The sequence below is a fragment of the Saccharothrix sabaoui genome, assembly GCF_051756985.1.
In the GTDB taxonomy this organism is placed as follows: domain Bacteria; phylum Actinomycetota; class Actinomycetes; order Mycobacteriales; family Pseudonocardiaceae; genus Actinosynnema.
Window position 1 is genome coordinate 20,838 of the sequence record NZ_JBPKJK010000040.1, and the last position, 19,379, is coordinate 40,216.

The following is a 19,379-nucleotide window of genomic DNA, read 5'->3' on the forward strand; positions in this document are numbered from 1 at the left end:
GGGGCAGGCATGGGCGACGAGGTCGGGCGGCACGAGTTCACCCGCGAGGACCGCACGCGGTACCGCACGAAGGTGCGCCGGTGCCTGGACGTGTTCGCCCGGATGCTGCGCGAGTCGCGGTTCGAGTTCGACCGGCCCATGACGGGGCTGGAGATCGAGCTGAACCTGGTGGACGACGCGGGCGACCCGGCGATGCGCAACGCGGAGGCCCTGGAGGCCATCGCCGACGCGGACTTCGTCACCGAGCTGGGCCAGTGGAACCTGGAGATCAACGTCGCGCCGCGGCAGCTCACCGCGGGCGGGATCACCGAGTTCGAGACCGTCGTGCGGGACTCGCTCAACGAGGCCGAGCACAAGTCGTCGGCCACCGGCTCGCACATGGTGATGATCGGCATCCTGCCGACGTTGCAGGCCAAGCACCTGGCCGCGGACGCGCTGTCGGGCAACCCGCGGTACGCGCTGCTCAACGAGCAGGTGCTGGCGGCGCGCGGCGAGGACCTGCACATCTCGATCGACGGCGTCGAGCGGCTCCAGATGACGGCCGACTCGATCGTGCCGGAGGGCGCGTGCACGTCCGCGCAGTTCCACCTCCAGGTGTCGCCGGACTCGTTCGCGCCGTACTGGAACGCGGCGCAGGCCATCGCGGGCGTGCAGGTGGCGGTGGGCGCGAACTCGCCGTTCCTGCTGGGCAAGGAGCTGTGGCGGGAGACCCGGATCGCGCTGTTCCAGCAGGCCACGGACACCCGCAGCGACGAGCTGAAGGAGCAGGGCGTCCGGCCGCGGGTGTGGTTCGGCGAGCGGTGGATCACGTCGATCTTCGACCTGTTCGAGGAGAACGTGCGGTACTTCCCGGCGCTGCTGCCGATCTGCGACGAGGAGGACCCGGTGCAGGTGCTGGAGCGCGGCGACACGCCGTCGCTCGCCGAGCTGCGCCTGCACAACGGCACCGTCTACCGCTGGAACCGGCCGGTGTACGACGTGGTGCGCGACAAGCCGCACCTGCGCGTGGAGAACCGCACGATGCCCGCCGGGCCGACGGTCGTCGACACGCTGGCCAACGCGGCGTTCTACTACGGCCTGGTGCGGGTGCTGTCCGAGGAGGAGCGGCCGCTGTGGTCGCAGATGTCGTTCAGCGCGGCCGAGGACAACTTCCTGGCGGGCGCGCGGCACGGCATCGACGCGCAGGTCTACTGGCCGGGGCTCGGCACGGTGCCGGTGGCGGAGCTGGTGCTCCGGCGCCTGCTGCCGCTGGCCCACGAGGGCCTGGCGAAGCTGAAGGTCGAGGCCGCCGACCGGGACCGGCTGCTGGGCGTGGTCGAGCAGCGGTGCCTGACCGGCGTCAACGGCGCGACGTGGCAGGCGCGGGCGTTCCACCGGCACTACGACCACACCGCGCTGGACCGGCACGAGGCGCTGCGCCGGATGCTGCGGACGTACCGGGACCTGATGCACTCGAACGAACCGGTGCACACCTGGCCGGTGAGCTGACCGGTCAGAGGACCCACCGGTAGCCGGCGTCGTCGTGCGCCGAGGGCCTGCCGCCCGACCGCCGGGGGCGGGTCGACGCCCGTGAGCGCGGACCCGCCCCCGGCGGCTCGTCGGGTCGTCAGCTCGTCGGGAAGTCGTCCGGGGTGCGCATCCGCTCGCGGACCCACGCGCCGGCGGGCTTGAGGACGCCCGTGCCGGCGAACGTCGAGCCGGCGCAGGTGCCCTCCTTGAAGACGGCCCCCGAGCGGAAGTCGTCGGAGAAGTTCCAGTTCGTCCAGCCGATCTTGTTGGCGGCCAGGAAGTCCAGGTACTTCTGGCTGTAGGCGAAGTCGTTGCCGCCGTCGCCGGTGTAGGTCTGGGTGCCGAACTCGGTCACGAAGATCGGCAGCCGCGCCGCCGCGCGGGACAGGGCGTCGAAGTACTCGTCCTGGTGCGAGGCCGCGTAGAAGTGGAACGTGTACATGAAGTTCGTGGCGTTGATCGGGTTCGAGACGATGTCCTGCTCGCTGCGCCCGTCGGAGATGCCCAGCGAACCCCAGCCGTGGGTGCCGACGAACACGACGCCGTCCGGGTCCTGCGCCCGGATGACCGGGATCATCTGCTCCGCGTAGGACTTGATGCCCGCCCACGAGACGTTGTTCGGCTCGTTCGCGATGTCGTAGATGATGTTGGTCTTGTCCCGGTGCCGCGAGGCGACCTCGGTGAAGAACGTGCGCGCCAGGGCGATGTTGGCGTTCGGGTCGCCCGGGTCGAGCTGGTGCCAGTCCACGAGGGCGTACAGGCCGCGCTTCGTGGCCTCCTCGACGTAGCCGTGCACCAGGTCGGTGAACCTGCGCGGGTCGGTCTCGTACCCGCCCTCCTGCACGTACATCGAGATGCGCAGGACGTCCGCGCCCCAGTCGTTCGCGAGGGCGTCGAGGGACGCGCCCTTCACGCACTGCGAGTACCACTGGATGCCGTGCGTGGACATGCCGCGCAGCTGCACCGGCTTGCCGTACCGGTTGCACAGCTTGGTGCCGCACACCCGCAGCTGCCCGTTGACGTCGGCGGGGCGGCCGGCCTGGGCGCTGCCGGTCTGCACGTCGAGGCGGTCCAGGTTGGGGCCGCCGGCGGCGGTGGTCGCGGTGGCGCGGACGCGGTTCGCGCCCGCCGCGAGCGTCACGGTCGTCGTCCTGGTGGCCCACGTGCTCCACGCGCCGGTGGCGGCGAACGAGAGGCCGGTGGCGGCGGCCGTGCCGTTGACCGCGACGGTCATGGGCCGGTCGGTGGTGGTGCCGTTGGCGTACCGGAAGGTCAGGGTCGCCGGGCCGGCGGTCGCGGCGGTCACGGTGAAGTCGACGTACGAGCCGACCGCGTTGGCGTAGTTGACGAACCCGCTGCCGGTGTAGCCGGCGTGGTTGGACTCGACGACGCCGTCGGCGACCGAGGCGCTCTCGGCCTGGTGCTGGACGACGGCCTGCGCGACCGGCCCGGCCTCGACCGGGGCGGCCCCTGCCGGAACAGCCCCTGCCGGAGCGGCGGGGTCGGCCGCGGCGCCGGCGAGGCCGGGTGCGGGGACGGCGAGCAGGGATACCGCGACGGCTGCGGCCAGCCATCGCGAACGGGGTGCCACGGGGTGCCTCCCACGGGGACGGGGACGGGGGTGAACACGGCGGCGGCGGGTCAGTTAGGAAACTTTCCTAACTGTTGCGTGGATCACAACACCCCGCGCGCCCGCTGTCAACACGGGCGGGGACGGGAGTGGACCGGGTCGGACGGGCGCGGCGAGGGGCCGGCTCACGCGGGAGGGGGCCGGCTCACACGGGAAGGGCCCCGCTCGCGCGGAAGGGATCAGCTCGCGCGCAGGAGGGCGCGTTCCGGGTTCGCCTTCCAGGCGGAGGCCAGGCCGGGCAGCAGCACGCGCCACGGGAGCGCGGCGAGCACGTCGCGGCGCACGACCAGCAGGATGCGGCCCTCGGCGCCGCCGTCGAACCAGATCACCCGCAGCGGGACGCCGGCGGGCGGCGCGAGCGCCGAGGCCGAGGAGGCCGAGGAGGCCGCCGCCGGGACGAGCGCGGACGGCAGCACGACCCGGCGAACGCACGCGGCGGGGACGACGTCCCGGAGTTCGCGGTGGCGGTCGACGAGGGAGCGCACGGCGTCGACGAGGCGCCGCTCCCCCAACCCGGCTCGCACCTGCACGGTCATGGTCTCGTAGCCGGACACGGCAGAGGTGCCTTCCGCAGGGATTAGGACACCCTAACCTAGCACTAGTAGTCGTCGCCGCCGAAGAACGTTTCCTCCAGGCGGTCGGCCGTGCCGGCCAGCAGGCTCAGCGGGTCGGTGAACTCGTGGATGTCGAGGTCCACCAGGGGCAGCGAGTGCCGCAGCACGACGTGGTCGCCCATGACCGCCGCGCCGCACGCGATGGTCGAGTTGCCCACCTCGGTGAGGAACGCGTGCAGGTCCACCTTCGACGCCAGCCCGATCGGGGACGCGATCTGCACCCACTCGTGCAGCTTGTCGAGGACCTCGCGCACCAGGATGATCACCTGGGTCCGCTCGTCGTCCTCGTCGAACTGCTCGAAGTTGAACAGGATGCGGATCTCGTCCTCGTTCTCGGAGATCACGTCGTACGTGTCGTGGACGTACGCGGCTAGGTCGCCCCAAGTGGCCATGCGGATCACCCTACGGGCGCGACCGCCCCCCAGACCGCATCGGCGACCAGTTCGGCGCAGGCACCCAGGTCGAACCCGTAGGCCAGGTGCCGGCGGGCGCACTCGTGGGCCGGACCCATCACCACGGGGTCCAGCGCCCACGACGGGTAGGCGCGCACCTCGCCCGCGCCGGCGCGGGCGGCGAACCAGGCGGCGACCGGTTGGAACACCGACGCCTTCACGACCGGGTCGGCGGTCTGCGGCGCGGCGTAGAGGAACCGGGCGCGGCCGGTGTTCGCGCCGACCCAGTCGAGGTAGCGGGCCACGAGCGCGCGCACGGCCCGCTCCGGGTCGTCGACCTCCAGCGCGGGCAGCAGCGCGGTCACGCAGTGCTCGAAGCTCTCCCGGTACAGCACGGCGAACAGGCCCGACCGGCTGCCGAAGTGGTGGTAGACGCTGCCGTTCGACACGCCCGAGCGCGCGGTCAGCGCGCTGATCGTGACCGCGTCCAGCCCGCCCTCGGCGACCAGGTCGAGCGCCGCGTCCAGCACGGCCCGCTGACTAGTCGATCTCACAGGGGCTAGAGTACCGCTCTAGAGCGTCGCTCCAGAGGAGGTCACCGTGGCCCGTTCGATCCCCGACCTGCTGCGCGAGCGGGTGCGCGCGACCCCGGACCGCGAGGCGCTGCGCTTCCGCGCCGGCGGGACCTGGACGTCGCTGACGTGGGCGGAGGTCGCCGAACGGGTCCGCGTCAAGGCGCTGGGGTTCCGGGAGCTGGGCGTGCGCGACGAGGCCCGCGTGGCGATCATGGCGGCCACCAGCGTCGACTGGATCATCACCGACCTGGCGGTGCTCGCGGCGGGCGGCGTGACGACGACGATCTACCCCAGCAGCACGCCGAAGGACGTCGAGCACATCGTCCGCGACTCCGGCAGCGCGCTCGTGGTCGCCGACCCCGGCCTCGCGCAGGACGTGGACGCGCGGGTCGTCGCCACCGACTGGGCGCCGGAGCCCGCCGGGGGCGACTACGACGCCATGGTCGACGAGCTGACCCCCGACCGGCTGGCCACGCTGATCTACACCTCCGGCACCACGGGCACGCCGAAGGGCGTGGAGCTGACCCACGACAACTGGCTGCACACCGCCGAGGCCATCGACGAGCTGGGCGTCCTCGGCCTGGACGAGCTGCACTTCCTGTGGCTGCCGATGTCCCACGCGTTCGGCAAGGTGCTCCAGGTGGGCATGATCGCGACCGGCGCGCCGACCGCCGTGGACGGCGACGTGGACCGGATCGCGGCGAACCTGGCCGAGCTGCGCCCCACCGTGGTGGCCGCCGCGCCGCGCATCTTCGAGAAGATCCACCAACGGGTGGTCGCTTCCGTGCGCGAGGCCGGCGGGGTCAAGGAGAAGCTGTTCGACTGGGCGCTGCGGGTCGCCGAGCACCCCGAGTGGAAGGTCCGCCGCGCGATCGCCGACCGGCTGGTGTTCGGCAAGCTGCGCGAACGCGTCGGCGGCCGGATCAAGTACTTCGTGTCGGGCTCCGCGCCGCTGTCCCGCCCGGTCGGCGAGTTCTTCGACCGCGCGGGCATCACGATCCTGGAGGGCTACGGCCTCACCGAGTCGTCGGCGGCGAGCTTCGTGAACCGGCCCGGCCACAACGCGCTGGGCACGGTCGGCCCGCCGCTGGCCGGCACCGGCGTGCGGATCGCGGAGGACGGCGAGGTGCTGATCGGCGGGCGCGGCGTCATGCGCGGCTACCGCAACCTGCCCGAGGAGACCGACAAGGCCCTGGTGGACGGCTGGCTGCACACCGGCGACATCGGCGAGCTGGACGCGGACGGCCGGCTGCGGATCACCGACCGCAAGAAGGAGCTGATCAAGACCTCCGGCGGCAAGTACGTCGCGCCGCAGGCCGTGGAGGGCCTGGTGAAGGCGGGCAGCCCGTACATCGGCAACGTGCTGGTGCACGGCGACCAGCGCAACTACTGCGTCGCGCTGGTCACCGTCGACGCCGACACCGCGCCCGCCGACCTGGACGCGGACGCCGAGGTGGGCAGGGCCGTCGAGGCGGCCAACGCCAAGCTCGCCCGGCACGAGACGATCAAGAGGTTCGCCGTGCTGCCGCGGGACTTCAGCGTCGAGGACGGCACGCTCACCGCGAGCCTGAAGATGCGGCGCAAGGAGATCGAGAAGCGCTACGCGGACGTGCTGGACGGGCTGTACTCCGGTTGACCGGCCGGGCTCGGGCGTGGGCGGGAGGACACCGCGCACGCCCAGACCCCCACGACGAACACGGCGACCACCTCGGTGAGCACCAGCACGCGCTCGATGTAGCCGAGGGGGAACACGCGCCACCACGACGTGCCGACGACGGCGTTCACCAGGATCGCGTACAGCAGCGGGGTGAACGCCAGGGCGGACAGCACGCCGAACCGGAACACCCACCGGGCGTGCGCGCCCCACACGGCGTCGCGCACCCACGGGCGGGAGAGCAGCAGCGCCGCGATCGGCAGGCTGATGAACGCCGTCATGCTGCCGAAGCGGTGGATGCTGCCGCTCACGCTCGGACCGATCGCCCAGTTGTTCTTGGGGAAGATCACCACCAGGGTGAGGCCGACGGACCACGCGGCGAACGCGATCGCGCCGACCGAGTTCCACCGGCTCATCCCGCGCCGGACCAGCACCGCGAGGATCGCCAGCGACCCGAGGACGAGCAGCACCACGCCCGTGTCGAACACCCAGCGGTGGGGGCCCAGGGCGTACTCGCTGATCGTGCGGCGCAGGTGGTAGGTCGACTCGGAGAGCCGGACCAGGTCGAGCCCGCCCACGAGGACGACGGTCAGCACGACGGCGCCCGCGCCGGAGAGGGCGAGGGCGCGGGCCGGGGAACGGGTGGGGACGTCGGTCAGCACACCGGGCATAACGGACGGTGACGGCCCGGTGTTCCGCCGTTCAGGAACTCGACAGCTTCGCCAGGTAGCCCCGGCGCGACTCCTCCGCCTCCCGGGTCAGCGCGAGCAGCCCGGCGTCGGTCCCCGCGGCCAGCTCGGCCCTGGCCACGGACGCCGACTCCTCGAAGTGGGCGCGCAGCAGCACGCGGGCCTGCGCGTCGAAGTCCGCGCCGGTCAGCCGCCCGGCCGCCTCGACCTCGCCCTCGGTGACCATGCCCGGCATGTCGTGCCCCCGGTGCTCGTCGAGGTGCGCGACGCCCGCCGCGGCCAGCACGCCGCGCAGCCGCTCCAGCTCCGCGCGGTGCCCCCGGCCGACCTCGGCGGCCAGCGCGGTCAGCTCCGGGTCGCCCGACCGCGCCACGACCAGGTCGAGCAGCGGCAGGGCGGTCTCGACCTGCGGGACGGCGAGCTGCGCGTAGGCCGTGTCGGTGGCGCTGAGCCCGCCGGCGGCGCTCGACGACGTGGCCGGCGCGGGCGGGGGCACCGGCTCCGACGGGGCGGGCGGTGGCGTCGACGAACAGGCGACCAGCGCGATGACCAGGGACGACAGGACGAACAACCGGCGCACGGGCACTCCTGGGGACGGTGAGCGCGTGGACGGGCTAGCTCGACCGGCGGACCACGAGGGTCGGGGCGAACACGACGGAGGCGTTCGGGCGGTCCGGCCGCTCGACGCGCTCGACGAGCAACCGGGCCATCTCGGCCGCCATGTCCTCCACGGGTTGCCGCACCGTGGTCAGGGGCGGGTCGCTCTCGACCGCGGGACTGCTGTCGTCGAAGCCGACGACCCGCACGTCCTCGGGCACCCGCAGCCCGAGGTTGCGCAGCACCGGCAGCGCGCCGGTCGCCATCAGGTCGGAGGCGACGAACAGGCCGTCGAACTCCTCGCCGGCGAGCCGCCGGGCCGCCGCGGCCCCGCCCTCGCGGGAGAAGTCGCCCTCGGCGACCACCGGCTGGGGCAGGCCGTGCCGGGCCACCGCCTCGTGGAACCCGCGCAGCCGGTCCTGGCCGGCGGGCGCGTCCAGCGGACCGGTGATGGTCGCCACCCGGCGGCAGCCGCGGTCCACCAGGTGGTCCACGGCCATCGCCGCGCCCGCGGCCTGGTCGACGTCGACGAACGTGATCGACATCGGCCGGACGGGACGGGCGGCCAGCACGACCGGCAGGTTCGCCTCGGTCAGCAGGCGCGGCAGCGGGTCCGCGCCGTGCGTGTGGATCAGGATCACGCCGTCCAGCCTGCGCTGCCGGACGTCGTCGACCACCTCCTGGTGGCCGCCGGGGTCGGTGGTGGTGAGCACCAGCTGCACGCCCAGCGGCCGGATCACCGGCATGACGCCGCTGACCACCCGGCCGAAGTACGGGTCGTGCAGGGTGCGGCCCTCGTCCGGGAGGACGAGCCCGACCGCGCCCGCCCGTCGGGTGACGAGCGAACGCGCCGCGCGGTTGGGCGTGTAGCCGGTCGTGGAGATGGCTTTCTCGACGACCTGGCGCAGTTCACGGTCCACCGTGGCGACCCCGTTGACGACCCGGGACACCGTGGCCCGGGAAACCCCAGCGACCCGCGCGACCTCTTCCAACGTGACTGGTCTGCGGTCCACGCCAGTCTTTATACCGGGAGGTGCGGCCCCGCCGAGGCGGGACCGCACCACACCGTCACTGGTAGACGCGGACGTAGTCGACCAGCATGCGCTGCGGGAAGGTGGTGGTGGCGTCCGGGGGACCGGGCCAGTCACCGCCCACCGCGTTGTTGAGCAGGATGAAGAAGGGCTTGTCGAACACCCACGGGCCGCGGGTCGCCTCCACCGTCGCCTTGTCGATGGTGAGGACGGTCACGCCGTCGATGCTGAACGTGATGCCCCGGCTGTTCCAGTCGACCCGGAACAGGTGGAACGCGTTGCGGTAGTCCTGGCCGATGTCCCTCATGTTGCCGATCCCGCCGCCGCCGAAGTACGCCGGGCCGTGGATCGTCTGGTACGCGGTGTTCGGTTCGCGCCCCAGGTGCTCCATGATGTCGATCTCGCCGCTCGCGGGCCACGGGGTGCCCTGGAAGATGTCGTTGCCGAGCATCCAGAACGCGGGCCAGAGGCCCTTCGTGCCCGAGACCTTGATGTTGGCCTCGATGCGCCCGTAGGTCCACGACGCCTTGCCCTCGGTGATGATGCGCGCCGAGGTGTACTGGCACGTGCCGCTGCCGCTGACCGGGTCGACCGGGCACGCCGAGCCCGGCGTGACCTCCCGCCTGGCCTCCAGCACCATGTTGCCCGCGCCGTCGGTGAACGCGTTGTTGTTGTTCGTGTAGTACTGGAGCTCCGCGTTCTGGCCGGTGCCGACCTCCGGGCGCCACTTGCCCGCATCCGGCTTCGTGCCCGCCGGTGCGTTGAACTCGTCGCTCCACACGAGCCGCAGCGGGGTGCCCGGGTCCGGTGCCTGCGCCGGCGGCGGGGTGGGGCTGCCGCCGGTGCCGTAGACCTGGAACTCCCACAGCGAGTAGCCGTACTGGCCGCTGCGCTTGGTCAGGTTCACCCGCACGTGGCGACCCGTGCCCGAGACGGTGAACGTCTGCTTGAACCCGGTGCCGTTCGCGACCGCGTGGATCGTCGTCCACGTGGTCCCGTTGGCCGAGGTCTGGATCTCGAACCCGGTGGCGAACGCCGGGTCCCACTGGAGCACGACCTTGCTGATCTGCGCGGTCGCGCCCAGGTCGACGGCGATCCAGCCCGGGTCCACCCAGCCGGTGGTGGCGTTGGTCGCCCACCGCGTGGCCGGGTTGAAGTCCAACGCCTTGGCCGGGGTGCAGCCCGGGCACGCGCCGTCGTCCTGGAACGACGAGGCGGTCGCGGGCTTGTTGTACGACAGCAGCTGCTCGGACCCGCCCGGCGGGTTGCCGGTGCCGGTGCCCGTGCGGACCGCGAACTCCCACAGCGACACGCCGTACTGCGTGGCGCGGGCCGTGGTGTGGAGGCGGACGTACCTGCCCGTGCCGGTGAAGGTGAGGTCCTGCACGCCACCCGTGCCGGTCGTGGTCTGGTAGACCGTGGTCCACGAGGCGCCGTCGGCGGACGTCTGGACCTGGAACGCCGTCGCGTAGGCGGCCTCCCAGTTCAGCGTCGCGCCGCAGACCTCGCGGCTCGCGCCCAGGTCGACCCGCAGCCACTGCGGGTCGCCGAACGCGCTGGACCAGCGCGTGCCCGCGTTCCCGTCCACCGCCGAGGCGGCCGTGAACGGGCTGCCGGTCTCCACCGAGGAGGCGGTGACCGGCGCGTTGAGCGCCGCGTTGGCCGTGCCGCACTCCGCCGCCGAGGCGGCGGGGTTCGCGGTGACGGGCACGACCAACGCGCCGATCAGGGCGAACGACGTGATCAGACGCTTCACGGTCGACCGTCCGCACCGCACTTGATGATCGGGTTGATGCAGTCGCGCACCCGGCGGGCCAGCTCGGCCTCCGGCCACGCGTTGAAGAAGTCGCCGTGCATGGTGAAGCCCGCGCCGGACGAGAGCCTGAACTGCGCGGGGTCACCGCTGACCGGGTACCTCAGCACCTGGCGGAGCTTCGGGACCGGCACGGGGTGCGTCGACGGGCAGGTGCCGTTGACCGGGTACGACATGTGGCTCTTGTGGTCGGCCGAGTCCAGGTCGCGCCCGTTCCAGCACTGCGGGAAGTCGAGGTACGACTCCAGCATCGTGCCCGCCGGGCAGTTGACGAAGTCCTTCGACGCGCCCACGTGGCCCGCGTGCAGGCACGACCACCGGGAGATCGTGGTGGCGTCCGGCGCGGTGGCCTTGGCGTTGCCGGCGACGATCCGCAGGCCCAGCGGGAACGGCTGGATGCGGGCGATCACGTCGTCCCGCACGCCCTCGCCCAGGTAGTAGAACGTGGTGCCGGTGGGCTCCACGGCCTGGCCGTTGGCGTACAGGGTCGGCACCCAGTACGACGACAGGTCGACGGACGGGTTGCAGTTGCTCGTGCCGGCCAGCAGCGACTGGACGGTCGAGTGGGCGTTCGTGGTGCGGTTGCCGAAGAAGCTGTGCATGTGCGAGGCACCCGGCAGGTTCGGCACCACGATCGGGTCGTCGGGCAGCCGGTGCGTGAACGGGCAGTCGGCGAAGAACTCCGACACCCGCACGATCGGACCCGAGGGCGCGACGTCGCCGAACACCTGGAACTCCCACAGCGACACGCCGTACTGCGTGGCGCGCTGGGTGGTGTAGAGGCGGACGTAGCGGGCGTTGGCGTTCACGGTGAGCGTCTGGACGCCCGCCGTGCCGCCGGCGTTGACGACCGTGGTCCAGTTCGCGCCGTCACCGGAGGTCTGGAGCTGGAAGGCCCGCGCGTAGGCGGCCTCCCAGTTCAGGACGACCTGGTTGATCGGCTTGGCGGAGCCCAGGTCGACGGCGATCCACTGGGGGTCGGCGGCGACGCTGGACCAGCGGGTGCCGGCGTTGCCGTCGACCGCGGCCTGGACCGGTGTACCGCCGTTCTCGACGGAGGAGGCGGTCACGGGCCTGCCCTGGGACAGCAGTTCCGGCGCCGCCGATGCAGGTGAGGCGACGAAGGTCACCACCGACGCGGCGGTTGCCGCGACGGCGAGCGCTGTGACCATACGACGCCATCGGCGAATGGTGGGGATCACGACTCCCCTTTCGTAGACGTTACGAGTGGGTTTCGGAGAGCGCTCTCACAGCGGAACGTAAGCCGGTCCCCTGTATCAGTCAAGGAAAGTGGCCAGTTCCGGTCGTACCGGAACAGCCCCCGAGAGAGCGCTCTCTCGCCCACCACACCCACAACCCCAGGCCCCCGAACGCAGAACCCACGCGTCCTGAGCGCAGAACTCACCGACCCTGAGCGTTGGACTCTCGCGTCCTGAGCGTTGGACTCTCGCGTCGTGAACGCATGACTCGCGGGTCGCGAGCGTCGGACTCGCGGGTCGCGAGCGCATGACTCGCGGGCGAGTCATGCGTTGGTGGCGGGTGAGTCATGCGCTCATGACCGGTGAGTCATGCGTTGGTGACGGGTGAGTTGTGCGTTGGGGGTGCGGTCAGGTGAGGGTGGCGGCGGGCGGGAGGGTGGCCGGGGTGGCGATCGGCCAGGTCAGGGGGTCCGGGCCGAGGGCCTGGAGCGCCTTGACCTGGAGGACGCACCACGGGGACACCGGACGCGCGCCCGCGAGGACGGCCGGGGCGAACTCGGCCCACGGCACCCACTCGACGGCGTCGACCTCGTCGGGGTTCGGGCTCGGCTCGCCGGTGAGGAGGCCGCGGAAGACGGGGCACATCTCGTTCTCGACGACGCCGTTCTCCATCTCCGCCCGGTAGCGGAAGGCGGGGAGGACCAGGTCGAGGGTGACGCCGGTCAGGCCCAGCTCGTCGGACAGCCGCCGCGTCACGGCGGGCAGCATCGGCTCCCCCGGCGCCGGGTGGCCGCAGCACGAGTTCGTCCACACCCCCGGCCAGGTCTTCTTGTGCAGCGCCCGCCTGGTCAGCAGCAGCCGGCCGGCGGGGTCGAACAGGTAGGAGGAGAACGCCAGGTGCAGGGGGGTGGACGCGTGGTGCACGGAGACCTTGTCGGCGACACCGATCCCGGCTCCGGACTCGTCCAGGAGAACGACTTGTTCCACGCGCCCACCCTGCCACACGGGCGATCACCCCGCTCCGCCGAGCACCCCCGGGCCCGGCGGGAGCGGGGCGAAGGGGGAGGGACGGCGGGGGCGGGGCGGGGCGGGTCAGGTCTCCTTGCAGAACTCGCCGATGGGGATGCCCACGTGCCGCTGCTCGGTCGCGATGTAGCCGAGCAGCTCGTCGCCCCGTTGCAGCTCGGTGACGTTGCGGACCTTCCCGCCGGGCCCGAGCACGCGCACGTGCCAGTCGTCCTGCACGGTGAGGCTGACCTCCACGCCCTCGGGCGAGTGGGCGGTGATGGTCAGGATCGGGCGGGACTCCAGCTTGGCCCGGCCGACGGTGAGCTTGCGGGTGCGGCCCTCGGAGTTGACCGCGAGCACCGTGCTGCCGGAGCGCAGCTCGGACAGGTAGTTGGTGCGGTTGTCCGGCCCGAGCACGTACGAGTGCAGCGCGCCGGCGTTGACCCGGAACGGCCGGGTCGGCATGTACGGCAGCGGGTGGGTCTCCGAGCAGCACAGGATGAAACCGGACGAGAAGGAGCCGACGAGGATGCCCTCGTCCTCCTGGAAGTGCGAGGCGGTGTCGACGCACACCCGGTCGCCGAGCCCGTTGTGGGCGATGCCCTCGACGGTGAGGGTGGTCAGCTCCAGCGGCGGGGTGGTCGCCTCCAGCAGCCTGGCCAGCTTGAACACGTCGGTCGCGTCGCGCGGGGCCATCAGGACGCCGTCGGAGCCGTGCTCCAGCACGTCCAGGACGATCGCGGCCTCCTCCAGGTCGGCGACGACGGTGACGAGCTTGCCGGGCGCGCCGTCGGCGGCGGCGATGACGATCTCCAGCGGGATCTTCGTCGGGTCGGTGAACCCGACCACCGCGTGCCCGAGCCGCACGGCCGCCGCGCACGCCAGCTGCAGCGTGCGGTCGTCGCTGACCTGCACGAACGCCGAGTCGGCGGTGAGCCGGTCGAGCTGGTCCCGGTCGTGCACCACGACGGTGACCAGGTGCGGGCTCTCCACCGGCTCGTCGGCGACCAGCACGCGGGTGATCGTCGGCGGGAGGGTGTCGAGCAGCGCCGGGTCGTCGGAGACGACGCCGGCCAGGCGGGCGTGCACGGCGGCGTCGACGACGGCCTCGCGCTGCGCTTCGGGGACGCTTCTGAGGTCGATCCAGGCGAACTTCAACGCTTCTCCAGGTGGGTGGGGCCCGCGCGTCGGCCGGACCCGCGGAAGGGGGGGTTCGCGGGTCCGGCCGACGGCGGGGGTCAGGAGGAGGCCGCGGCCCCCGTCATGGCGCGGACGAGGTCCGCCTCGGTCTCCTCGTGGACGATCGACGCCAGTTCGGCGACCAGGGACACCGGCGCCGGCGAGGTGAACACGCGGCGGCCGACGGCCAGGCCCGCGCACCCCACGGCCATCGCGGTGCGGGCGTGGTCGACGAGGCTGCCGCCGGTCGCGGGACCGCCCGCCACCAGCACCGGGATCGGGCTGCTGGCGACGACCTCGGCCATCCGCTCGGACGGGTGGGCGAGGTTGGTCTTGACGATGTCGGCACCGAGGTCGACCGCGATGTTCACGACGTGCGCGAGCAGCGCCGGATCGTTCGGGTCGCCGATGCGCGGCCCGCGCGGGTAGGCCATCGCGATCAGCGGGACGTTCCAGTTCTCGCACGCGGCGGCGACCGCGCCGAGGTCGGCGAGCTGCCGCGCCTCGGTGTCGGAGCCGATGTTGACGTGCACGCTGACCGCGTCGGCGCCCAGCCGCAACGCCTCGTCGACCTCGCCGACGAGCACCTTGGCGTTGATGTCGGCCATGTGCGCGGTGCCCGCGCTCAGGTGGACGACGAGCGCGCAGCCGCCCAGCACGTCGGGGTCGATCGTGCGTACCCGTCCTTTGTGGACGATGATGGCGTCGGCGCCGCCGACCACCACGGAGTCGATCAGGTCGCGCCACCGGTCGCGCGACACCACCGGACCGTCGGAAACGCTGTGGTCCAACGGCACGAAGAGGTACCTGTCGTCGCGCGGTCGGGAAAGGCGTCGCAGACGCAACGCTTTCCTCATGTCGCTCACACCTCCCCAGATTGGTGATAGCCATCAGCAGGGTGGTGGAACGGGCGAGCACGGCGGGAGGTGTGAGGTGGCGATAACTCCTCAGTTATGCACCTGTTGGAGCAACGGCCCGCGCAACGCAACAACAGAGCGTCATCCCCCGGTACACGCGCGGTCGGTGTTTGTCCTGTCCGCATTGCCCTAGGCTGCCGCAGTGCACATGGAGCTGAGGCACCTCCACGTCGTGCTGACCGTGGCGGAAGCGGGCAGCATCAGCCGTGCCGCCTCGCTGCTGAAAATCGCGCAGGCGGGCCTGACGGCCCAGCTGCGCCGGATCGAACGCGGTTTCGGCGGCCCGCTGTTCCTGCGCCGCACCGACGGCGTCGAGCTGACCGAGCTGGGCCGGCACGTCGTGCTGCGGGCCCGCGACCTGGTCGAGCGGTTCGACGACCTGCTGGTCACGGCGCGCAAGCTGGCCGCGGAGAGCGGCGGCGCCGGCATCCGGCTCGGCGGGGTGGCCGGGTCGCCGACACCGCTGCTGGTCGGCGTCGTCCGGGCGCTGCTGCCGACGCACCCGCAGACCACGCACATCGAGCGCAGCGGTGACGCCGTGCTCGAACTGGTGCGCGCCGGCAAGCTCGACCTGGCGCTGGTCACCGAGTTCCCCCAAAGTCCACTTCGGATTCCCGAAGAGGTCCACTTCCGCACGGTCACCACGGAACACATGGTGGTCGGAATTCCGGCGGGCCACCGGTTGTCCGGGCGAAATGAGATTCGGCTGTCCGAACTGGCCGATGAGGAATGGGCCGTGTCCGACGAGAACTACGGCGGCGGGCGGTTGAACCTCCACCTGGCCTGCGAGGCCGCCGGATTCACGCCGCGCTGCGCGCATTTCGGCGTCGACCCCGCGTCGGCGGCGGAACTGGTGCGTTCCGCGCACACCGTGGCGGGATTCTTCCCCACCGGCCACGACCTGCCCGGCGTGGTGCTGAAACCGATCGCGGGCAACCCCGTTCACCGGCGCGTCACATTGGTGTGGAACAGGGACTGCGAGGCCGCCGAGTACGTCGAGGACGTCCACGCGGCACTGCTGCGCGCCCACCACGAGCGGCTGCGGGGGCACGGGCGCGCGGCGATGCTGGCCGCCACCGGGTTGACCGTGGCGGCCAGCTAGCCGGTCGCGGGGTCAGCAGCCGCCGCAGTTGTAGTAGGTCACGTCCCAGTGGTTCGACTCCAGGAAGTAGATGTTCCCGGACCCGGACCGCCACTTGTTGCCGCCGATGGACGTGAAGGTGCCGCGGACGTAGTTGCTGATGCAGGTGGACAGGGCGAAGTCGAGCTTGTAGCCGTTCCAGTGGCTGTAGGTGCCGCTGGCGTGGCCGGTCTCCGTGCCGCCGGTGATGCGCAGGGCGCAGCCGCTGGCGCGCTTGAGCGTGATGCCGCCCTGCACGGTGGTGAGGTTGATCTGCGAGAAGCTGGTGCAGGTCGGGTTGTTGCGGTCGCTGCAACCACCGCTGGACGACCACGTGATGCCGGCCGCGCTGAAGCGGCTCGCGGCGTCGGCGTGGGTGAGCTTCGTGACGGCCGCCTGCACGTCGGCGGTGGCCACCGCCGCGGACAGGGTCATCCCGGCGAAGGCCAGGACGAGGGCGGCGAGGGCGCGGGCAAGGCGCATGGTCTTTCCCCTTCCGGTCTCGGCGGAAGCTAACGGCGTGCGGTAAAAACCCGCCTAAACGCCCAGCGCATCGCGGTAGAGGGCGCGCAGCCGCGTGTTCGGGTGGACGCCCAGCTCGTCGGCCAGGGTCCGGCGCACGTCCTGGAACACCGCGAGGGCCTCCGTGCGCCTGCCGCACGCCAGCAGCGCGGTCATCAGCTGGTAGCGGAGGTTCTCGGCGAACGGGTGCTCGGCCACCAGCGGGGTGAGCGCGTCGACCGCCTCGCCGTTGCGGCCCAGCACCAGGTCGAGGCCGATGGCCGTCTCCTGCACGGCCAGGTGGTGCGCCTCCAGCGGCGCGCACAGCCAGGCGCGCAGCGGTTCGGACTCCGCGCCGGCCAGCGGGGTGCCGCGCCACAGGTCGAGCGCCCGGGCGTACGCGGCACGCCGTTCGGCGAGGTCGGGCACGTCCGCCGCCCGCGCGGCGAGCGCCCGGAACCGCAGGGCGTCGACCTGGTCGGGGTCGGCGGCCAGCAGGTAGCCCGCGTCCTGGTGGCGCACCGGCACGCCCTCGGCGCGCAACGCCGAGACGTGCACCTGGAGGGACTTGCGGGCGCGCGGCGGCGGGTCGTCGCCCCACACGAGGTCGAGCAGCCGGTCGACGGGCACCGGTTTCCCGCACCGCGCGGCCAGCACGGCGAGGACCTGACCGGGTTTGCGGCGCAGCGCCCGCGGTGCCGCACCGGGCGTGCGCACCTCCACCGGTCCGAGGATCCGGAACTCCACCCCGCCCCCCAGGTCGCGTTGACGGTTCACCAACAGTGCCGCGATTCTGACGGATCTTCGCGGACGGTGGTTCCGCCGGACGGCCGGAGCGGGGTTTCTCACTCGGAATGCCGCAGCACGCTCTCCACCTCGGTGCGGAACGCGGTGACGCCGTCCTCCCCCTCGGGCGCGCCGTGGGCCTGGAGCAGGTGGAGCAGCGCCACGCCGTTCGCCGAGCGCCGGGACAGCGCGCGGAACGAGAACGCGGCCTCGTACACCGCCACCGCCGTCGCGCCGGCCGCCGCGACCGCGGCGAGGAACGCCCACAGCTCGCGCCTCGGCGCGTCCGCCACCGCGACCGCGCCCAGCGCGGCGGCGGCCGTGTAGAGCAGCACCGCGCCGGCCGTCGTCCACCGCCGGGCCGAGGTGTAGCGGGCGCGGGCCTGCTCGAACCCGGCCAGCCGCTCCCCCACCCGGTGCCGCAGGTAGGCGCGGACGAACTGCTCGCGGTGGTCGTCGGCGGAGATCGGTCCGGTCGCCACGTGGCCGAGCACGGGGGCCGGGGTGCGCGCGGGGGCGGGCGAGGGCGGCGGGGACGCGGGCGGTGAGGACGCGGGCGGTGGGGACGCGGGGGGCCGGGACGCGGGCCGGGTGGCGGGCTCCGCGGCGGGGGCGGTCGCGCGGGTGGGCTGCGGTTCGGAGGTGGTGCGCGGCCTCGGTGACGGCCTGGTCGCCGTCACCTGGACCTCCGCCGGCGAGGTGACCTGCGCGGGGGCGATCTGCGCGGTCGGGTCGACGGTGGCGGGAGCGGCCTGCTCGACGGGGGCGGGGGCGGGCGGCTTCGCGGCGGCGCGGGTGGTCTTCGCCCGCGACGCCCTCGACCGGGCCGGCGTGGGCTCGGGGGCGGGGGCGGGCTCCGGGCTCGGGTCGCCGGCCCGCGCCTCCCCCGCCAGGCGGCGGGTGCGGGCGGCGCGGTCGTCGCGGGTGTCGTCCTGGGTCTCGTCGCTCATGCCTGGCTCACCGGTTCGTGTCGGTACCGCGCCACGGCGGTCGCGAGTTCGCGGGAGCGCTCGGCGCGCTCCTCCTCGTCGACGGCGGGCGGCGCGGCCAGGTGGTCGAAGTACAGCGCCCTCAACCGCTCGGCCCTCGCCCGCACGTCGGGGTCCTCCCCGTTGCGCGCGACCACCGCGAGGACGGCGGCCACCGCGCCCGACGCGGCCAGCAGCACGCCCGGCCACGGCTCGGCGCTCAGCCACACCTGGAGCGCGGCGAACACCGTGGTGGCGAACCCCGCGCCGATGGCCAGCACGACCAGCAGCCTGGCGCGCTCCCGCGCCCGCAGGGCGGCCACCTCGCACTCGTGCAGCGCGGGCGCCACCAGCTGGTTCGCCTCGTGGATCGCGTCGGCGAGCAGCGGGTAGTCGAGCACGTACCCCGGGTCGACCACGGGGTGCGGCTCGGGCTCCCGGAACCGCAGCGCCGGCCACACCGGGGGCGGCGGCACGGGGGCGTGCAGCGTCGCGCCCGGCCGGTCGGCCAGCACCCGCCGCAGCACCGCGACCACCTTGTCCGCGCCCTCGTCGAGGTGCACGACCGCCACCCGGCCGCTGCGCACCAGCACGGCGAGGTCGTCGTCCTCCCCCAGCCCGCCGAACGCGACCTCGTCGGCCAGGCCACCGGTGCCGGCGAGCACCAGCAGCGGCCGGTCGCGGCCCAGGTGGTCGACCAGCGCGGCGCGGGCCACCGCACCGCCGCCGACCAGCAGCGCGAGCACCGCGCGCTTCGTCCCGGCCACCGCGTCGACCACGCGGAACAGGGCGGGCACCTCCTCGCCCCACTGCGAGCCGGGCACCAGCACGGCCGTGTCGTGGTTGGCGTTGAGGCGGGCCTCGCCCTCGCCGGGCTCGGCGTCCTCGGCGGCCACCCGGCCGGACGGGGCGACGCCCACCAGCCTCGGCCAGCGCCCCTCCAGGGACTCGGCGGCCAGGCCGACCAGGTGCGTGACGCCGAGGTCCGCGCCGGACGTGACCACGACCGCGTCCGACCTGGCCGCGTCGGCGAGGACGGCGCGCAGGACCGGCAGGACGGCCGCGGCGAGCCCGGTGTCCAGGGGCGCGGTCGAGCCGAGCACCGCGAGGACCGGTCTGCCGCGGGGAAGTCCCAGGGCCCTGGCCCGGACGTTCGCGTCGGGATGGGCCATCCGCTTCACCCGCGGACCATCACCC

Annotated in this window: 19 protein-coding genes; 3 read left to right on the forward strand and 16 right to left on the reverse strand. The window is 73.0% G+C overall.

Features of this window, described 5'->3' with window-relative positions; genetic code table 11:
• Positions 1–9 precede the first annotated feature (9 nt).
• Positions 10–1,488: a glutamate-cysteine ligase family protein gene (locus ACR807_RS15050; protein ID WP_438921922.1), complete on the forward strand. Its 1,479-nt coding sequence runs from the start codon at positions 10–12 to the stop codon at positions 1,486–1,488.
• 118 nt (positions 1,489–1,606) lie between these two features.
• Here ACR807_RS15050 and ACR807_RS15055 read toward each other — a convergent pair whose 3' ends face one another.
• The 4 genes from ACR807_RS15055 to ACR807_RS15070 form a co-directional block, all read right to left on the reverse strand.
• Entirely contained in the window at positions 1,607–3,100 is a 1,494-nt protein-coding gene (locus ACR807_RS15055; protein ID WP_438921923.1) for a cellulase family glycosylhydrolase, read from the reverse strand.
• Positions 3,101–3,318: 218 nt separating this feature from the next.
• Positions 3,319–3,693: a hypothetical protein gene (locus ACR807_RS15060; RefSeq protein WP_438921924.1), complete on the reverse strand. Its 375-nt coding sequence runs from the start codon at positions 3,691–3,693 to the stop codon at positions 3,319–3,321.
• A gap of 44 nt (positions 3,694–3,737) precedes the next feature.
• A complete protein-coding gene (locus ACR807_RS15065; RefSeq protein ID WP_438921925.1) occupies positions 3,738–4,145 on the reverse strand; it encodes a hypothetical protein in 408 nt (135 codons plus the stop codon).
• Positions 4,146–4,150: 5 nt separating this feature from the next.
• A complete protein-coding gene (locus ACR807_RS15070; protein ID WP_438921926.1) occupies positions 4,151–4,699 on the reverse strand; it encodes a TetR/AcrR family transcriptional regulator in 549 nt (182 codons plus the stop codon).
• A 46-nt stretch (positions 4,700–4,745) separates the two neighbouring features.
• On the opposite strand from ACR807_RS15070, the gene ACR807_RS15075 reads away from it, so the two are divergent.
• Complete coding sequence (locus ACR807_RS15075) at positions 4,746–6,356, forward strand: AMP-dependent synthetase/ligase (protein ID WP_438921927.1); 1,611 nt, start codon at positions 4,746–4,748, stop codon at positions 6,354–6,356.
• Here ACR807_RS15075 and ACR807_RS15080 read toward each other — a convergent pair.
• The 8 genes from ACR807_RS15080 to ACR807_RS15115 all read right to left on the reverse strand — a co-directional run bounded on the left by ACR807_RS15080 (position 6,320) and on the right by ACR807_RS15115 (position 14,747).
• The gene (locus tag ACR807_RS15080; RefSeq protein ID WP_438921928.1) at positions 6,320–7,045 is read right to left on the reverse strand and encodes a DUF998 domain-containing protein; all 726 of its coding nucleotides are present in this window, start codon (positions 7,043–7,045) and stop codon (positions 6,320–6,322) included. The genes ACR807_RS15075 and ACR807_RS15080 overlap by 37 nt on opposite strands.
• A 31-nt stretch (positions 7,046–7,076) precedes the next feature.
• On the reverse strand, positions 7,077–7,643 hold the full coding sequence (locus ACR807_RS15085; protein ID WP_438921929.1) for a DUF305 domain-containing protein: 567 nt from the start codon (positions 7,641–7,643) through the stop codon (positions 7,077–7,079).
• Between the two features lie 34 nt (positions 7,644–7,677).
• Positions 7,678–8,673, reverse strand: coding sequence for a LacI family DNA-binding transcriptional regulator (locus ACR807_RS15090; RefSeq protein ID WP_438921930.1), 996 nt, complete (start codon positions 8,671–8,673; stop codon positions 7,678–7,680).
• 55 nt (positions 8,674–8,728) lie between these two features.
• On the reverse strand, positions 8,729–10,447 hold the full coding sequence (locus tag ACR807_RS15095) for a discoidin domain-containing protein (protein ID WP_438921931.1): 1,719 nt from the start codon (positions 10,445–10,447) through the stop codon (positions 8,729–8,731).
• Positions 10,444–11,676 (reverse strand): DUF1996 domain-containing protein, encoded by a 1,233-nt coding sequence (locus tag ACR807_RS15100; protein WP_438921932.1) that lies wholly within the window; start codon positions 11,674–11,676, stop codon positions 10,444–10,446. The genes ACR807_RS15095 and ACR807_RS15100 overlap by 4 nt, the downstream gene beginning before the upstream one ends.
• A gap of 435 nt (positions 11,677–12,111) precedes the next feature.
• Positions 12,112–12,690, reverse strand: coding sequence for an isopentenyl-diphosphate Delta-isomerase (gene idi / locus ACR807_RS15105; RefSeq protein WP_438921933.1), 579 nt, complete (start codon positions 12,688–12,690; stop codon positions 12,112–12,114).
• Positions 12,691–12,795: 105 nt separating this feature from the next.
• Positions 12,796–13,869 carry a 3-dehydroquinate synthase II family protein gene (locus ACR807_RS15110; RefSeq protein ID WP_438921934.1) on the reverse strand — a complete coding sequence of 358 codons (1,074 nt, stop codon included), beginning with the start codon at positions 13,867–13,869 and terminating at the stop codon, positions 12,796–12,798.
• A gap of 80 nt (positions 13,870–13,949) precedes the next feature.
• Complete coding sequence (locus tag ACR807_RS15115) at positions 13,950–14,747, reverse strand: 2-amino-3,7-dideoxy-D-threo-hept-6-ulosonate synthase (protein WP_438921935.1); 798 nt, start codon at positions 14,745–14,747, stop codon at positions 13,950–13,952.
• Between the two features lie 208 nt (positions 14,748–14,955).
• Here ACR807_RS15115 and ACR807_RS15120 point away from each other — a divergent pair, with 208 nt between their 5' ends.
• Positions 14,956–15,909 carry a LysR family transcriptional regulator gene (locus ACR807_RS15120; RefSeq protein WP_438921954.1) on the forward strand — a complete coding sequence of 318 codons (954 nt, stop codon included), beginning with the start codon at positions 14,956–14,958 and terminating at the stop codon, positions 15,907–15,909.
• A 12-nt stretch (positions 15,910–15,921) separates the two neighbouring features.
• Here the strand turns inward: ACR807_RS15120 and ACR807_RS15125 are convergent, their stop codons facing one another.
• From ACR807_RS15125 to ACR807_RS15140, 4 genes are all read right to left on the reverse strand, one after another.
• Positions 15,922–16,410, reverse strand: coding sequence for a hypothetical protein (locus ACR807_RS15125; RefSeq protein WP_438921936.1), 489 nt, complete (start codon positions 16,408–16,410; stop codon positions 15,922–15,924).
• A gap of 54 nt (positions 16,411–16,464) precedes the next feature.
• Complete coding sequence (locus ACR807_RS15130) at positions 16,465–17,175, reverse strand: AfsR/SARP family transcriptional regulator (protein WP_438921937.1); 711 nt, start codon at positions 17,173–17,175, stop codon at positions 16,465–16,467.
• A 98-nt stretch (positions 17,176–17,273) separates the two neighbouring features.
• Positions 17,274–18,164, reverse strand: a complete 891-nt coding sequence (locus ACR807_RS15135; RefSeq protein WP_438921938.1) for a hypothetical protein — start codon at positions 18,162–18,164, stop codon at positions 17,274–17,276.
• Complete coding sequence (locus ACR807_RS15140; RefSeq protein ID WP_438921939.1) at positions 18,161–19,354, reverse strand: hypothetical protein; 1,194 nt, start codon at positions 19,352–19,354, stop codon at positions 18,161–18,163. The genes ACR807_RS15135 and ACR807_RS15140 overlap by 4 nt, the downstream gene beginning before the upstream one ends.
• Positions 19,355–19,379 lie beyond the last annotated feature (25 nt).